15 protein-coding genes are annotated in these 15,230 nt (G+C 35.1%); all 15 read left to right on the top strand.

The genetic code is table 11. From position 1 onward, the window contains the following. Positions 1 to 6: 6 nt before the first annotated feature. The 15 genes from folB (at position 7) to Bccel_RS12870 (ending at position 15,194) form a co-directional block, all read left to right on the top strand. Positions 7 to 372, top strand: coding sequence for a dihydroneopterin aldolase (gene folB / locus Bccel_RS12940; RefSeq protein ID WP_036945823.1), 366 nt, complete (start codon positions 7 to 9; stop codon positions 370 to 372). Beyond that, the gene (folK, locus tag Bccel_RS12935) at positions 365 to 862 is read left to right on the top strand and encodes a 2-amino-4-hydroxy-6-hydroxymethyldihydropteridine diphosphokinase (RefSeq protein WP_036945821.1); all 498 of its coding nucleotides are present in this window, start codon (positions 365 to 367) and stop codon (positions 860 to 862) included. The genes folB and folK overlap by 8 nt, the downstream gene beginning before the upstream one ends. Then, positions 862 to 1,485, top strand: coding sequence for a hypothetical protein (locus tag Bccel_RS12930; RefSeq protein WP_242853220.1), 624 nt, complete (start codon positions 862 to 864; stop codon positions 1,483 to 1,485). Before folK ends, Bccel_RS12930 begins: the two co-directional genes overlap by 1 nt. Before the next feature lie 13 nt (positions 1,486 to 1,498). Next, entirely contained in the window at positions 1,499 to 2,509 is a 1,011-nt protein-coding gene (locus Bccel_RS12925; RefSeq protein WP_036945814.1) for a biotin--[acetyl-CoA-carboxylase] ligase, read from the top strand. A gap of 180 nt (positions 2,510 to 2,689) precedes the next feature. Further along, positions 2,690 to 4,087: an IS1182 family transposase gene (locus Bccel_RS12920; protein ID WP_036936122.1), complete on the top strand. Its 1,398-nt coding sequence runs from the start codon at positions 2,690 to 2,692 to the stop codon at positions 4,085 to 4,087. A 178-nt stretch (positions 4,088 to 4,265) separates the two neighbouring features. Further along, positions 4,266 to 4,934 carry an amidohydrolase family protein gene (locus Bccel_RS12915; protein WP_081926972.1) on the top strand — a complete coding sequence of 223 codons (669 nt, stop codon included), beginning with the start codon at positions 4,266 to 4,268 and terminating at the stop codon, positions 4,932 to 4,934. Positions 4,935 to 4,978: 44 nt separating this feature from the next. Further along, positions 4,979 to 5,509 carry a hypothetical protein gene (locus tag Bccel_RS12910; protein WP_050753419.1) on the top strand — a complete coding sequence of 177 codons (531 nt, stop codon included), beginning with the start codon at positions 4,979 to 4,981 and terminating at the stop codon, positions 5,507 to 5,509. Positions 5,510 to 5,546: 37 nt separating this feature from the next. Further along, a complete protein-coding gene (locus Bccel_RS12905; protein ID WP_036942857.1) occupies positions 5,547 to 6,314 on the top strand; it encodes a type III pantothenate kinase in 768 nt (255 codons plus the stop codon). Positions 6,315 to 6,613: 299 nt separating this feature from the next. Continuing rightward, positions 6,614 to 9,079, top strand: coding sequence for a beta-propeller domain-containing protein (locus Bccel_RS12900; RefSeq protein ID WP_036942854.1), 2,466 nt, complete (start codon positions 6,614 to 6,616; stop codon positions 9,077 to 9,079). Between the two features lie 316 nt (positions 9,080 to 9,395). Beyond that, complete coding sequence (locus Bccel_RS12895; RefSeq protein ID WP_036942851.1) at positions 9,396 to 9,833, top strand: PilZ domain-containing protein; 438 nt, start codon at positions 9,396 to 9,398, stop codon at positions 9,831 to 9,833. 219 nt (positions 9,834 to 10,052) lie between these two features. After that, entirely contained in the window at positions 10,053 to 11,018 is a 966-nt protein-coding gene (dusB, locus tag Bccel_RS12890; protein ID WP_036942848.1) for a tRNA dihydrouridine synthase DusB, read from the top strand. A 150-nt stretch (positions 11,019 to 11,168) separates the two neighbouring features. Further along, positions 11,169 to 12,272 carry a type IV pilus assembly protein PilM gene (gene pilM / locus Bccel_RS12885; RefSeq protein WP_036942845.1) on the top strand — a complete coding sequence of 368 codons (1,104 nt, stop codon included), beginning with the start codon at positions 11,169 to 11,171 and terminating at the stop codon, positions 12,270 to 12,272. 174 nt (positions 12,273 to 12,446) lie between these two features. Next, a complete protein-coding gene (locus Bccel_RS12880; RefSeq protein WP_036942842.1) occupies positions 12,447 to 12,941 on the top strand; it encodes an acyl-CoA thioesterase in 495 nt (164 codons plus the stop codon). A gap of 67 nt (positions 12,942 to 13,008) precedes the next feature. Continuing rightward, positions 13,009 to 14,562, top strand: a complete 1,554-nt coding sequence (gene spoVB / locus Bccel_RS12875) for a stage V sporulation protein B (protein ID WP_036942839.1) — start codon at positions 13,009 to 13,011, stop codon at positions 14,560 to 14,562. Between the two features lie 179 nt (positions 14,563 to 14,741). Further along, on the top strand, positions 14,742 to 15,194 hold the full coding sequence (locus Bccel_RS12870; RefSeq protein WP_036942836.1) for an Hsp20/alpha crystallin family protein: 453 nt from the start codon (positions 14,742 to 14,744) through the stop codon (positions 15,192 to 15,194). Positions 15,195 to 15,230 lie beyond the last annotated feature (36 nt).

Genomic DNA, 15,230 nt, shown 5'->3' with positions numbered 1-15,230 from the left:
TTTTCTATGGATAAAATTATTATGAAAAACCTTAGATTTTATGGATATCACGGTGTTCTGCCAGAGGAGCAGGAAGATGGGCAGAATTTTATAATAGATTTGGAAATGTATTTGGGCCTACATAAAGCCGGAAATTCAGACGATATAAAAGACACTGTGGATTATGGGAAGGTATATGGTATTATTAAAGAAATAACAGAATCAAACAAATTTCGACTGGTTGAAAAATTAGCTGAACATATTTCCAGGGAAATAATGTCGACATATAAGGAAATAGATAAGGTATCTGTCACCGTTAAAAAACCTGAGGCACCTATTGATGGCGAATTTGATTGGGTTGGAGTGCAGATTGTAAGGAGTAGGAATGGATAATACTGTATATGTTGCTTTAGGCTCAAATTTAGGAGACAGGGAAAAAAATATAGAGAATGCTATTGAGCAAATCGGTAAGTTGGAAGGAACGCATGTGATTAAGTGTTCATCACTATATGAGACCGAGCCTGTAGGTTATTTGGATCAGGGAAGGTTCTTGAATGCTGCTGCAATGGTTATGACAATGTGGTCTCCCCTTGAGCTTTTAGCAAAGTTTCAGGAAATAGAAAATCAGCTTGGAAGGACCAGGGATATTCACTGGGGCCCCAGGACTATCGATATTGACATACTTTTATATGAAGATTTGAAGATGGATTTACCAGATCTTACAATCCCTCATCCAAGGATGACTCAAAGGGGGTTTGTGCTAATTCCCCTTGAGGAGATATTTGAGGACAGAATTCTTATGGGCAAGGATATAATTAAGCTAATAGATAGCTGTGACGATAAAAATGGAGTAAAACTGTATAGAGGTAAGGTGAGTGAATAATGGAGGTTTATTTTTATATTAGATCTGAGTTGGCTGAAAGTGCTGTAGATTGCGGTTTAAAGCTGTCTGAACACTATGAAAAGGTTGTTATGATTGATGGAGAAGAGAAGAAATGTATATCAACCTTGTTAAATCCAAAGGATGATTTGGATAAATACAAGTCTTCAGAGTATAAGTGCCTTAAGTTTGACCTGCCTTCAAAACTGTGTTATGTGGCAGACAAATACATGCATATCGTAGGGGCCGGCTCAAAAGATGCCATGGAGATTTACAATAGATCTATTACGCCGCTCAAAGACTATATATTCGGCTCTTTCAGGCTGCCCGAGTGTTTGGTTTCATCGACTATTATGCCCGAACAAATAAGTATTTTGGATAAGAGGCTTGATTCACCCATACTATATGACAATTCCGAAGAGCTTTATATAAATAATATTATTGAGTCATATAAGGAAGAACATGGGGATTTTCAGGATGTACTTCTTTACAGTTTTTATTCAAAGCTTGCAGAGCAGAAGAATTTTGAAATGATTGTTGATGGTGGCAATAAGATTGCAATTGTAGTGGATAAGGATAAGGGTAAAAGCATTTCTATCAAAATACCCGATTTAACAAAATATTAAAAGAGGTCAGTGAATGTTGGAACAAAAGGTTCTTGAAATTTTAAAGCAGAATAATGAAAACTATGTTTCTGGTGAGAGTTTAAGTGAACATCTTGGAGTAACGAGGACTTCCATATGGAAGCACATAAATTCCCTGAAGGAAGCCGGTTATAATATAGAATCGGTTACAAGGAAGGGCTACAGGCTAATAGATTCATCCGACATACTAAATGAATTTGAAGTGAAAAATGGCTTACAAACGGACTTAATTGGGAATAAAATAGTTTACATAAAAGAAGTTGATTCAACCAATCTTTATGCAAGGAAAATTGCATTGGAAGGTGCCGAGGATGGAACTGTTGTTATTGCCGATGCCCAGACCGCAGGACGGGGTAGGTTGGGAAGAAACTGGTCGTCTATGGCAGGAAAAGGTATATGGATGTCTGTAGTGCTGAGGCCTCAAATCAGTCCTGAAGAAGTCCAGATAATTACTTTAGGTGCTTCAGTTGCTGCAATAAAGGCTATTTATGATGTAACGGGCATCAGGGCTGGAATTAAGTGGCCAAATGATATTATATGTGATGGTAAAAAAGTATGCGGTATTTTGACTGAAATGAACTCAGAGGTTGAAATGGTAAATTTCCTGATTCTTGGCATAGGTATCAATGTGAATCATACTATTCTTGACTTTCCGGATGAAATTAAAAGCATTGCAACGTCTTTAGCCGTTTATTCAGGAATGAACGATAAAAAAAATGTGAAATTATTTAGAAGAAGTGATATAATTAAAAAATTGTTATATGAATTGGAGCAAATATATAATAAAATAAAAAAAGGTGCCGTTAAAGACATAATTGACGAATGGAAACTCTATTCCGCCACATTAGGCAAACAGGTCAGGGTCATATATAAAAATGATACCTACACCGGAACTGCCCTAGATATTAGAGATGATGGGCGGCTTGTAGTTAAATGTGATGATGGATGCACACGTGATGTGTTTTCTGGAGAGGTCTCGGTCAGAGGCATTCTTGGATACCTTTAGAAATACGGGAGTTTATATATGATTGTAGATTTTCATGTGCATTGTTTCAATGATGAACTTGCTAACAAGGCTGTAAATACTCTGTCACAGCGTGCCGGCATCAGGCTGTCCGAAAATCATGCATTATATTAACATATATGATATAATATAACAAATAATAATTTTGAGGTTTATAAAATTATGAATTATGTAAAAGGCATTAGTAGAAAACAGGTTGAGCTAAGTAGCCTAGAAGACCATATAGATGAAGAAAGTGAAGTTAGGGCAATTGATGCATTAATTGAATCAATGGATATTAAAGATCTGGGATTTAAAGAAGGGAATAATGAGAATTCTGGAAGATCAATGTATTCACCAATGGATTTAATTAAACTGTATGTATATGGATATTTCAATGGTATAAGAAGTTCTAGAAAGCTAGAAAAACAAGCAAAAATAAATTTGGAAGTTAAATGGTTATTGAAAGGAGTACAACCAAAACATTCAGTAATATCTGATTTTCGTAAAGAACATATTGACTGTTTTGATAATCTATTTAAAAACCTTATTAATATATGTAATGATTTTAACCTAATAGGAAAAGAATTAATTGCTATAGATGGGACTAAAATAAGAGCAGATGCGGCCAAGAGTAAATATTATACTTTAAAGAAACTTAAATTCATGGAAGAGTTGACAGAGGAAAAGTTAAAGGAATATTTAAAAGCATTGGAAGAAAATGATTGTAAAGAAGCAACAAAAGAAATTAGCGATAGAATTAAAGTCCTTGAAGAAAAGAAAGAGCTCTACAATGAACTTAAAGAAGTGCTTAACGATACCTCAGGAATAAGCTTAACTGATCCTGATGCAAAAAGAATGAAAACTGGTAATACAAAAGGAACAATAATTGGCTACAATGTACAAACAGCAGTAGATGAGAAAAACAAATTAATAATAGATTATGAAGTGAGAAATGATGCAGTTGATCAAGGGTTGTTATATGATGTAGCTAAAAATGCAAAGGAGAAATTGGGAGTTGACAGTATAGAAGTATTAGCAGATAAAGCATATTTTAAAAGTGAAGATATTATAAAGTGTGAAGAAAACGGAATTGTGCCATATGTTCCAAAACAAAAAGTAGTAACACCAAATATCGATTCTGGATATATAAAAGAAAAGTTTATATATGACAAGGATAATGACATGTACATTTGCCCGGCTGGGAAAAAATTATATATGCGTTCAAAAAGTGAAGATGTAAAGATGAAAATTTATTATAATTATGAAGAGTGCCAAAATTGCCCATATCGGGATAAATGCACAACATCAAAATATGGTCGTCACATTGAACGCAACCCAAAGGAAGAGATAGTTGAAAATGCTATAGAACGATTTAATGCTAATGGTGCTAAGTACAAAAAAAGACAAATGATTGTGGAACATCCATTTGGAACACTAAAAAGAGTTATGAATTTTGAATATTTCTTACTTCGTGGCAAAAAGCTTGTTTCAGGCGAAACAGGCCTAGCTTTCTTTTGTTATAATATGAAAAGGTTAATAAACATCAAAGGAACAAAGGAAATAGTCGCTTCAATTTAAGATGATTTAGGTGAATGTAGGGTAATTTAATAAGTGTTATTTTTCAAACTTTCCAGATTCCAATCATTATTCTATATTTAAAATTGCATAATGTTGTAAAATATCTAAAAATTTAATTTTCGGACAGCCTGGCATACCCCCTAGGGTTGATGGTACGGTTCAAGGGGTAAGGGATTCAATGAAAAAGGCAGGTGTCGATTATTCGGTTTTGCTGCCTATTGCAACCAAACCTTCTCAGACTGAAGTTATCAATAATTGGGCTGCATCTATATGTGGTGATGGTATAATTGCCTTTGGCAGTATTCATCCTGACCATACTGAATGGAAGAAAGAGTTAAAGCGAATAAAGGATTTAGGACTCAAAGGAATTAAGCTTCATCCTGATTATCAGCTTTTTTATATAGATGATAAAAGAATGTATCCAATTTATGAGTATATGTTTTCGTTAGGACTTGTACTGGTATTTCATGCAGGACGGGATATAGGACTTCCCGAACCTTATCATTGTACTCCTGATAGGCTCTATAAACTGGTTTGTGACTTTAATGGAGCAAAAATTATTGCAGCTCATATGGGAAGTTTTGCATATTGGGATGATGTAGAAAAGTATCTTGTGGGTACCGATATTTATTTTGATACGTCATATAGCTTAGGATGTATAAGTGATGATCAGGCAAAGAGAATAATACTTAATCATGGATACGAAAAGGTACTTTTTGCTACAGATTCTCCCTGGACCGATCAAAGTGAAGAAATTGATAAACTTAGAAATCTAAAGTTGGGTACAAAGGCGGAAAGTGCCATTTTAGGTGAAAATGCATGTAAACTGCTTGGCGGGAAGCTATAGGAAGAATACACAAATATAAACTAATGTCTAGGAGGCAATTTTAAATGGTTAAGAAGCAGGATTTTCAACAAAAGGCAAATAATACTGGTGGAAATCAGCAGCAAGGAAACAGAGGACAAAGAGAACAACGTGATAACAGAGAGCAACGTGACAATAGAGAGCAACGTGACAACAGGGAACAGCGTGACAACAGAGACCAGCGTGACAACAGAGAACAACGTGACAATAGAGACCAGCGTGAAAATAAGGAACAACGTGAAAACAGGGAACATCGGGAACCGAGAGAACCCAGGGAACACGGTGTACATAAGGAGAACAATTATAGCAGGGGTTATCATAAGGATAATTCCCAAAGACATAATTACCAGAATAGGAATAACAACAGCTATGGGAATTCTTATTCCTCAAATCAAAATTCAAGTAATCACGGAGGATATTCTTCCAGTACATCTAATTTTGCATCCAAAGTAAGACTGGAAGAAACGGCTGAAGATATAAAGGCAGATATTGCTAGAATAGAAAAGGAAATTGAGCTGGAGATTAAGGAAATAAGAAGCCTTAGGCTGGGAATATAGAGTTAGGATTACAGGTATAAGTTAGGGGATGTCGTAATTGATTTTAGTTATGGATGTTGGTAACACCAATATAGTATTAGGGGCGTATGATGGAAAGAAACTTTTGAACCACTGGAGGCTGGGAACAAATAGAGAAAAGACGGCGGATGAATACGGTATGTTTATGATGAGTCTTTTCAGCAATGACAAGATTGATACCAGTAATATTGAAGCTGTTATTATTGCCTCCGTAGTACCCCCAATAATGTACACATTGGAACATGCAATAAGGAAATATCTCAAAAAGGATCCAATCTTGGTGGGACCTGGGATAAAGACGGGGATTAACATTAAGTATGAGAATCCGAGGGAGGTTGGAGCAGACAGGATAGTCAATGCAGTTGCTGCCATTGAGACATATGGCGGGCCGGTAATTGTTGTTGATTTTGGTACTGCGACTACTTTTTGTGCAATAAACTCAAAAGCTGATTATCTTGGGGGAGTTATATGCCCTGGTATAAAGGTATCCTTGGAAGCACTTTTTCAAAAGGCAGCAAAACTTCCAAGGATTGATCTGGTAAAGCCTGAAAGTGTAATTGGAAGGACTACCATCGGTAATATGCAGTCAGGCATTATATATGGCTATATAGGCCAGGTTGACTACATAGTAAAAAGAATGAAGAAGGAAATGAAAGAGGATAATATTAAGGTGGTTGCAACAGGAGGCTTGGCAAGGCTTATAGCCAGTGAATCAGAAACTATCGACGAGATAAATGGTCATCTCACCCTTGAAGGGCTTAGAATTATTTATGAGAAAAATAAATGATGAATAACCTTTTACTTCGCAATGTTTTTATTATAAATAAATGAATTTTTGAAAACACTTTAGATCACTAGGTCTTAAGTGTTTTTAAAATTTTGGAACTTTTTCATTAACATTGTCGTCTTATAAATATTAAAAGTGTTAATAAATCTTACATTTGGCGGAGCAAATAACGAACGGTTTAGCGGGATTTGCGACAGACAAATGTACTAGATTTAGCACTTTTAATAAAATATTAAAAGTGTTAATAAATCTTACATTTGGCGGAGCAAATAACTTTATAAACCTGGAGGGATAATAAAATGAGAAAGAGTACTAAATTGGCCCTGATATCTTTGGCAGTTATTTCAGTAATAGTCCCAATAACAATAATTAAGGCTGGAAATGAAAGTACAAATAATTCAGCACAAAAGGTTCTCGCTGCTAACAACGATAATACTTCAGGCAGTACTGCATCAGTAAAAAAACATAATACAAAAGGTGCAGTGGTTCTTTATGTGGGGAGCACACAGGCACTTGTAAACAATGTTGAAAAACAGGTGGACAAGGAAAGTGAAGATGTCAAACCCTTCGTAAAAGATGGAAGAACCCTTGTGCCGGTCAGGTTTATTGCAGAAAGCTTTGGTGCAAAAGTTGATTGGAATGAGAAAACTTCAACAATAAATTTATCGATAGGCGGAAGAAATGTAAATATGGAAATTGGAAAAGCCGCTATGAACATTAGCGGTAAAGCTGTTTCCATAGATGTGCCGCCTGAAATAACAGAGGGCAGAACCTACATACCGCTAAGAAAGCTGGCTGAGGCATTTGAAAAGGAAGTTTTTTATGATAGAGGACTTATTATTATAGGCAGCAAGGATAATATGTACAATATTACAGAAGAAAAGAGTGAAATAGACAGTATAATAGCCAAGGTTAATAATCTTCCGGTTGTTGGTTCCTTCGAAAAACTAAAAAGTATTTTAAAGTCCGATATAAATAACAATATTATTAAAAGAAAAAGATCTAGTATTGAGATCACTACAGATTCAGTTGAAAAGAGTATAAATGCACCTACATGGACACAAGCTGTTAAAGAAAATGCCAAGGCCGAAGCAAAGGGTGATTATTCTACTACCAATGTACAAGTTCAGGGTGTAGACGAAGCAGATATTGTAAAAACAGACGGTGAATACATATATCAGGTCAATAAAGGCAGGATAGTGGTTGTTAAAGCTTATCCCGGAGAGGATATGGAAGTCATGAGTTCTATAAGCTTTACCAGTGAGAAGGCATATCCCATTGAGCTTTACATTGATAAAAAGTATATGACAGTTGTTGCGTCCTCCTCAAATTCAGGGAACGAAGTTTATGATGAGCGATATGATTATAAGCCTGCTGCTAATGGTACTAAAGTAATTGTGTACGACATTTTAGACAAGAGAAATATAAAAAAGGTTCGTGAATTTGAAATTGACGGAGGATATGTTTCGTCACGCAAAATCGGAGCATCAGTATATCTGGTTTCAAACAAGTATGTTTATGTGTATAGCGATTCCAAGGATGAAAAAATAACTCCATGCTACAGTGATACTGCTTTAAAGGGTAAAAAGGTGAGTGTTCAGTACTCTGATATACGTTATTTTCCAAACTCTTCAGGCAATAATTTTATGGTTATAAGCGGAATTAACCTTGATAAAATGGATGAACCCGCCAAAGTTGGAACATACCTTGGTGCAGGACAAAATATATATTCCTCTCTGGATAACTTGTATGTTTCTATCACAAGTAATTCGGCTTATAGAGCTGAATTAGCCGACTCAAAGAAACTCAGAGTATCGCCTGCAGTTGTGCCTAACGGATCTATGGGACAGACAACAAAAGTGTATAAATTCTCTTTAAATAACAGTCAAATTACTTATTTGAAAGAAGGAACGGTACCTGGAAGAATACTTAACCAATTTTCTATGGATGAAAACGGCGGGTACTTTCGAATAGCTACCACTATAGGAAGTGAGTTTGGAGGCTCGTCAAAAAATAATGTTTATATTCTTGACGACATATTAAATCTGAAAGGTAAGATTGAAAATATAGCACCTGGAGAAAGAATTTACTCCACTAGGTTTATGGGAGACAGATGCTATATGGTAACCTTTAAGAAGGTAGACCCGTTTTTTGTTATTGATTTGAAGGACCCGGCTTCACCAAAGATTCTCGGTGCCTTAAAAATACCAGGATACAGCGATTATTTACATCCTTATGATGAAAACCATATTATAGGTTTTGGAAAAGATACTGAAGTTTATGGAAGCAATGCATATTATCAGGGGATGAAAATAGCACTTTTTGATGTAACCGATGTAAGTAATCCTGTCCAAAAATTCCAGGAGATAATAGGGGATAGGGGAACTGATTCAGAACTTCTAAGAAACCATAAGGCACTGCTTTTCTCCAAAGAAAAGAACCTGATTGCATTTCCTGTAAATGAAATGAAGATCCAAAATAAGAATACACAGAAGATGAATGGAGTTGTAGAATATGGTTCTGCATATTTCCAGGGAGCCTATGTTTATAATATTGATCTTGTAAAGGGTTTTACACTTAAAGGCAAGATAACTCATATGAGTGATGAGGACACGCTAAAATCAGGCCAATATGACTTTAATCATGAAAAAAGTGTTCAGAGGATTTTGTATATAGGTGACACACTCTATACTCTATCAAACAGCATGATTAAAGCAAACGACCTTAAGGGTTTGACCGAGAAAAAGTCTGTTTTGGTTAATTAATATATAGACTTTGTTAAAAAGATAACCCTCGACTATGCTGTTCAGCTATGGTAAAATATAATCAGAAACAAATCTATCAGTAATTTAATATTGCAAATCTAAATATTCAAAAGCATAACTAAGAAATGCCTTAGTTATGCTTTTATAGCCAACAAACTCTTTTTTGCGTTGTTAATCTACATAATAAGAACTTCCTTGAAGTACTATTCTGAGACAAAAGGCAAATATGTAAAAATTTAATATGTACATATATTAGATTCATACTGTGTGTGTATCTATAATGACCGATTGAAAGAATGGGAGGGAGATGATACTTATGAGTCAAGTATCAGAAAAAAGAAAGTATCAAAGGTGCGGCAACGCTGTATGCAAAATTATGATGAGTGATGACAAGAAAAACTGGCAGGAAATTGATGTTTGTGACATCTCGGCAGGCGGTTTAAAGTTCACTTCTACCAATGATCTAGCAAGTGAAAACAGCTATTACTTCGATATTGTAGTATACAACATGCTTTCAGAGTTTGACATGAAGTTTGAGGGAGAACTTATTAGAAAAGAAGAAAACTGTAATGAAAACACCTATGCTGCGAAGTTTATAAACGTAAACAAATATAATCAAATCCAATTGGATGAAGTTATAGAATCCCGAATAACGGTATCAAAGCAGACTCAGCCAGCACCTAGCAATGAAGAAGGAGTTTATACTTTCTTTTTAATTCCTCGTATGAGATCAAGAAGAATTAAGCTATATTAAAAGAGTTAATAACCTTACATTTAGCTGTGAAACATATTAGGTATTAGTATATAATTAACTGGTCAATGGAACATTTCAAAAAATACTAATAGTGAAATTTCAGCTCTTATTGAGATAATTCAATAGGAGTTTTTTTAATATTACTTCAAACACTGGAAATATCAAAAAATTAGTTTTATTCTTAAGTTTCTATGGTAAAATATCTGACGGGAGGTATTTATGGAATTTGCAAATATTAAACTTGAGAATAAAGTATTTCTGGCACCTATGGCTGGTGTAACCGATATGCCATTTAGAGTGCTTTGCAGAGAGCAAGGCTGTGGTCTTGTATATACTGAAATGGTTAGTGCAAAAGGCATGCACTATAATGATATAAAGAGTAAGGCTCTAACCTTGATTGCGGAGGAGGAGAAACCGGCAGCAGTACAGATATTCGGTTCCGACCCTGATATTTTAGCAGGTATAGCAAAACAATTGAATAATTCCGATGCATGTTTAATAGATATTAATATGGGCTGTCCGGCACCTAAAATAACAAAAAATGGCGAAGGAAGTGCTCTGATGAAAAGGCCGGATCTGGTAGGACAGATTGTTAGAGCGGTATCTTCTGCGTCGAGTAAACCTGTAACTGTAAAAGTAAGGAAGGGATGGGACGACAGCTCTATTAATGCAGTTGAAATTGCACGGATTGCTGAAGAGAACGGTGCTAAAGCAATTACAGTTCACGGAAGGACAAGAGAGCAATACTACAGCGGCAAAGCCGATTGGGAAATTATAAAAAAGGTAAAGGAAGCAGTTAGTATACCGGTTATTGGAAATGGTGACATAGTAACTCCCCAGGATGCGGAGAGGATGCTTAATGAAACCAACTGCGATGCTATTATGGTTGGAAGAGGAGCTCAAGGCAACCCATGGATTTTTAAGAAAATACTTCATTATTTTGAAACGGGGAATATTCTTCCTGATCCTACGCCTAAAGAGAAGATAGATATGGTAATAAGGCATATGGAAATGCTTGTTGAGCTTAAAGGAATGCATATTGGGATCTGTGAGATGAGAAAACATATAGCATGGTATATTAAAGGCTTAAAAAATGCTACCTATGTAAAAGAAAAGGTTTTCAGGCTTACATCAAAGGATGAAATAATTGATTTGCTAATGCAGTATATGGCATCTTTTGTATAAAAATCAAATTAAGGCAAACACACATCCAGCCAATTTGTGGTATGAATAAATAATAATATTTTGAAGTATTGATTTTAAATTTACCGAGTGGTAATATAATCTAAGTAGTGTTATTAGAATGACTATATATGATTCTGAGGAGTAGATGAAATGTTTAAGCTGCCCTTCTTTAAAAACAGCTTGGTTAGTATAGACATAGGTTTTAGAAATATAAAAGTTGTTGAGGTAATAATAGAAAAAAACAAGGAAATTTTTATAAAGAATTACGGTATTGCTTCTACTCCAAGAGATTGTATTAAGAACGGAGCTATCAAAGACGTTTATAAGGTAACAAACGAGATAAAAAAGGTTATCGGTGAGAACGGTATTAAGTCCAAGAATGCTAAAATTGTAATGTCCGGTACTAACATTATATCTCGTGTTTTTATGATAGATAAGGCTCCTGGTCAAGATATCGATGGAATAGTTCGCGAAGCTGTAAAAGTTAATATGCCTATTAATGCAGATGAGCATCAGATTGATTATAAAGTACTGCAGCAGTTGAAAGAGAACGATACAACAAAGGTAAAGGTATTTGTAACAGCAGTATCAAAAAGTATTATAAAGAGCTATATAGATATATTGCTGGAGTTGGGGCTAAAGCCTATTTCAGTAGATATTCCTGCTAACAGTACTGCAAAGTTTTTTAACAGGGAAATAAGAGTTATTGAAAGTGAATCATGGTATAAGAAGCAGAAACTTAATAAAACAAGTCAGGACACATTTGCAGTGCTTGATTTCGGTTCTGAAACTACCATAGTAAACATACTTAAGGACAGGGTTTTGGAATTTAACAAAGTAATTCTATCTGGAAGCAGCAACCTTGAGGGAATAGTTTCAAGCAGTTTGGGTATCAGGCTGGAAGAAGCTGAAAGATTGAAAAAGATGTATGGCATTGTTAAGCCTGATATAAATGCTGGTGAAATGCAGGTTAAAATCCAGCATATAATGAAAGATAATATCGATAAGGTGGTAAGACAGATCCATCAATGCTTTGATTTCTATGATAAAAGATGTTACGGATCCAAAATAGGCAAGATTTATATCATTGGTGGTGGATCATTATTGAGAGGATTGAGAGAATATTTGGAAGATTCGTTGGATGTTCCTGTATATCCTGTTGGACTTTTAAGCATTGACGGTGTTAAGTTAAATCATGGATTGGATGGGGATAGATTAAACTTTCTCATTAATTCGGTTGGTATAACATTATAAAGTTTAAATAAGAAAGTTATTTCTTTAATAAATGTTGGTAATAAGAGATAGTGATGACTCAATTATTACTTAACACCTTTATGGATTAATAATAAATTAGTCTAATAAAGGTGTTTTTTAATATTAGGAAACTATATATATATAAAAGTGAAATTCAGAAAGGAATATTTGACTATGGCTGACAATTCTAATAACGGAATGAATGGCAAAACCCCGAATGATTCAAAGATTGAAATGACAGAGCTGGTGCTTCCGAATGACACTAATCTATTAGGAAATTTGCTTGGAGGCAGGCTGATGCATTGGATGGATATAGCGGGTGCTTTGGTAGCTTCAAGGCATTCAAACAAGACTGTAGCGACTGTTGCACTTGACAGTTTGGATTTCAGACACCCTGTAAGGATGGGCGAACTGGTTATCCTTAAGGCTAAAATGACGTGGGCAGGAAGGACCTCCATGGAGGTAGCCATAAATGTATACGCGGAAAACTTGAAAAACGGCAATGTAATACTAACCAATAAAGCATATATGACATTTGTAGCTTTAGGTGCTGATTGCAAGCCGTCGCTGGTGCCCCCGCTTATACCTGAAACCGATGATGAAAAAAATGAGTACATTGAAGCTGAGAAAAGAAGAGATGATAGGTTAAAGAAAAGAAGCAAAGAATAATCTATTGTGCATAAGTTCCGAATAATTTTAATATTTATATTTATGATTATTAAATTCGGAGCTTTTAATGTCAAAGAAATCTTTTATCAGTGGTGCAATCATATTGATGCTCGCAGGTTTTGTTGTAAAAATCTTCGGGTTTGTTTACCGGATATATTTATCAAATTTAATCGGCTCTGAGGGGATGGGGCTTTTTCAGCTTATATCTCCAGTGTATTCGCTGATAATTCTGACTCTAACATCAGGTGTATCCATTGCTGTATCCAAAATGGTTGCAGAGGAGCTCGCCAGAAACAATTTGATAAACCTTAGAAGAATTACTTATTGTGCCCTTGTAATTTCTTTAGGTGGAGGATTATTTATTTCTGGCGGCATATTTTTCTTCATGGATTTTTTTTCTCGTGAGGTTTTAAAAGACCCGAGAACCCATATGTCACTTCTGATATTAGTGCCGTGTATACCTGTTATAGCTGCTTCCTCAGCTTTAAAGGGTTATTATTATGGTATTCAGCAGGTGGCACCGACTGCGGTATCCCAGATTTTTGAGCAAATAGTAAAGATATCTGTTGTATTGCTGTTAGCTACCAAATTTATGAGCAGAGGCCTGGAATATGCCTGTGCAATGGCAACATTAGGTATGGCACTTGGTGAGATAGCAAACCTTTCACTTTTGGTTTTTATTTATAAGTTTAAGAAGCAAACCTCTAATAAAAATTTATCACGAAAAGGGATAATGAGGAAGAGGAAAATTATTAAGGAAATTGTTAGAACTGCGTTCCCTGTGTCTGTGAATAGGTTTGTAACTTCAATTATGGCAGCTTTTGAATTTATCCTTATTCCAAGGAGACTGTTGGAAGGAGGGCTTAACTACTCTGCCAGCATGATGGAGTATGGAAAGCTGACAGGTATGGCAATGCCCCTCATATTTTTCCCATCCCTTGTAACATCATCTCTTGCCATAACCTTAGTTCCGGCAATATCTGAAGCACTATCCATGAAACAATTAAGATCTGTTAACTATAGGATCTCAAAATCCATTCAGTTTACATTTATTCTTGGGTTTATATTTACATCAATTTTTCTAGCTTTTCCTAATGAGATTGGAGGCATTCTTTATAGAAGAGAAAAGGTAGGGGATTTGCTTTTCCTACTGGCATTTACCTGTATTTTCGCATATTTGCAGCAAACCCTTTTAGGTGTTTTAAACGGTATGGATAAGCAGGCTGTATCATTAAGGAATTCAATAATAGGTAGTATTATAAGAATAGGTTTTGTGTATTTTGCAATACCGTCATACGGAATAAAGGGCTATGTTGTTGGTATAATAATAAGCTCCGGTTTGGTTTGTATTTTAAATCTTGCTACAGTTGCAAATACAACAGGGATGGTGATTGATTTTCGAAACTGGCTGATAAAACCGGGATTAGTCAGTATAATTATGTTTTTTATAAGCAAATATGTTTACAGTTTTTTCGGCATCTTTACACAGAGTATCACATTTAACACTATTTTGGCCGTGGCAGCAAATGTTTGTATAGGCCTTATCTTAATGACAATAATAGGCGTATTGAATAAGGATGAGATGAAAAGGCTTTATAAGGGAAGGCCTAAAATAAAATAATGCAATATTAACTAAAAATCCATGATTTAATGAGATAATTTAAGATAATCTGGATTTTTCTTTATGAATGGTCAAGGAAAGTCAAAAACAACTTTTGAGTATATAGCATACAATATGGTATAAAATAAATATAAGGTCAAAGAAAGTCAAAATCAATAAAAATTATGGAGGTGCGATTTATGTTTGGATTAACACCAAATTTTAGAAAACAAAATGAAATTACAACAAGAGGTAATAACATATGGGATTTTAGTAGTGTATTCGAGGAGTTTTTCAGAGAGCCATTCTTCCAGGCCGGTTTTATGGGAGGAAATCCTATAAAGGCTGATATACGTGAAAATGACAAGGAATATATAGTTGATGCTGAAATTCCAGGGGTAAACAAGGAGGACATTAAGCTTGAACTTATGAATGATACATTGACAATATCAGTAGAACATAAGGCTGAGACAGAGGAAAAATCAGAAAATTACTTAAGGCGTGAAAGAAGGGTAGGATCTTTCTCAAGAAGCTTCTATGTCCCAAATGTAAAAAATGATACGGTAACTGCAAAGTATAACAACGGTATATTGTCTATAAGCCTTCCGAAGGAAGAGGGAAAGAGCAAATCCAACAGAATCGATATACAGTAAGGAATAACAAAATATTATGTAAGATTAATATCACTT

The organism is Pseudobacteroides cellulosolvens ATCC 35603 = DSM 2933 (genome assembly GCF_001262605.1).
GTDB lineage: Bacteria > Bacillota > Clostridia > Acetivibrionales > DSM-2933 > Pseudobacteroides > Pseudobacteroides cellulosolvens.
The sequence above is the reverse complement of the archived record's forward strand: the minus strand, read 5'-3'. Positions and strand labels throughout refer to the sequence as shown.

Coding starts and splice junctions, on each gene's coding strand:
- folB (WP_036945823.1), top strand. CDS start 7: ATGGATAAAATTATTATGAAAAACCTTAGATTTTATGGATATCACGGT.
- folK (WP_036945821.1), top strand. CDS start 365: ATGGATAATACTGTATATGTTGCTTTAGGCTCAAATTTAGGAGACAGG.
- Bccel_RS12930 (WP_242853220.1), top strand. CDS start 862: ATGGAGGTTTATTTTTATATTAGATCTGAGTTGGCTGAAAGTGCTGTA.
- Bccel_RS12925 (WP_036945814.1), top strand. CDS start 1,499: ATGTTGGAACAAAAGGTTCTTGAAATTTTAAAGCAGAATAATGAAAAC.
- Bccel_RS12920 (WP_036936122.1), top strand. CDS start 2,690: ATGAATTATGTAAAAGGCATTAGTAGAAAACAGGTTGAGCTAAGTAGC.
- Bccel_RS12915 (WP_081926972.1), top strand. CDS start 4,266: ATGAAAAAGGCAGGTGTCGATTATTCGGTTTTGCTGCCTATTGCAACC.
- Bccel_RS12910 (WP_050753419.1), top strand. CDS start 4,979: ATGGTTAAGAAGCAGGATTTTCAACAAAAGGCAAATAATACTGGTGGA.
- Bccel_RS12900 (WP_036942854.1), top strand. CDS start 6,614: ATGAGAAAGAGTACTAAATTGGCCCTGATATCTTTGGCAGTTATTTCA.
- Bccel_RS12895 (WP_036942851.1), top strand. CDS start 9,396: ATGAGTCAAGTATCAGAAAAAAGAAAGTATCAAAGGTGCGGCAACGCT.
- dusB (WP_036942848.1), top strand. CDS start 10,053: ATGGAATTTGCAAATATTAAACTTGAGAATAAAGTATTTCTGGCACCT.
- pilM (WP_036942845.1), top strand. CDS start 11,169: ATGTTTAAGCTGCCCTTCTTTAAAAACAGCTTGGTTAGTATAGACATA.
- Bccel_RS12880 (WP_036942842.1), top strand. CDS start 12,447: ATGGCTGACAATTCTAATAACGGAATGAATGGCAAAACCCCGAATGAT.
- spoVB (WP_036942839.1), top strand. CDS start 13,009: ATGTCAAAGAAATCTTTTATCAGTGGTGCAATCATATTGATGCTCGCA.
- Bccel_RS12870 (WP_036942836.1), top strand. CDS start 14,742: ATGTTTGGATTAACACCAAATTTTAGAAAACAAAATGAAATTACAACA.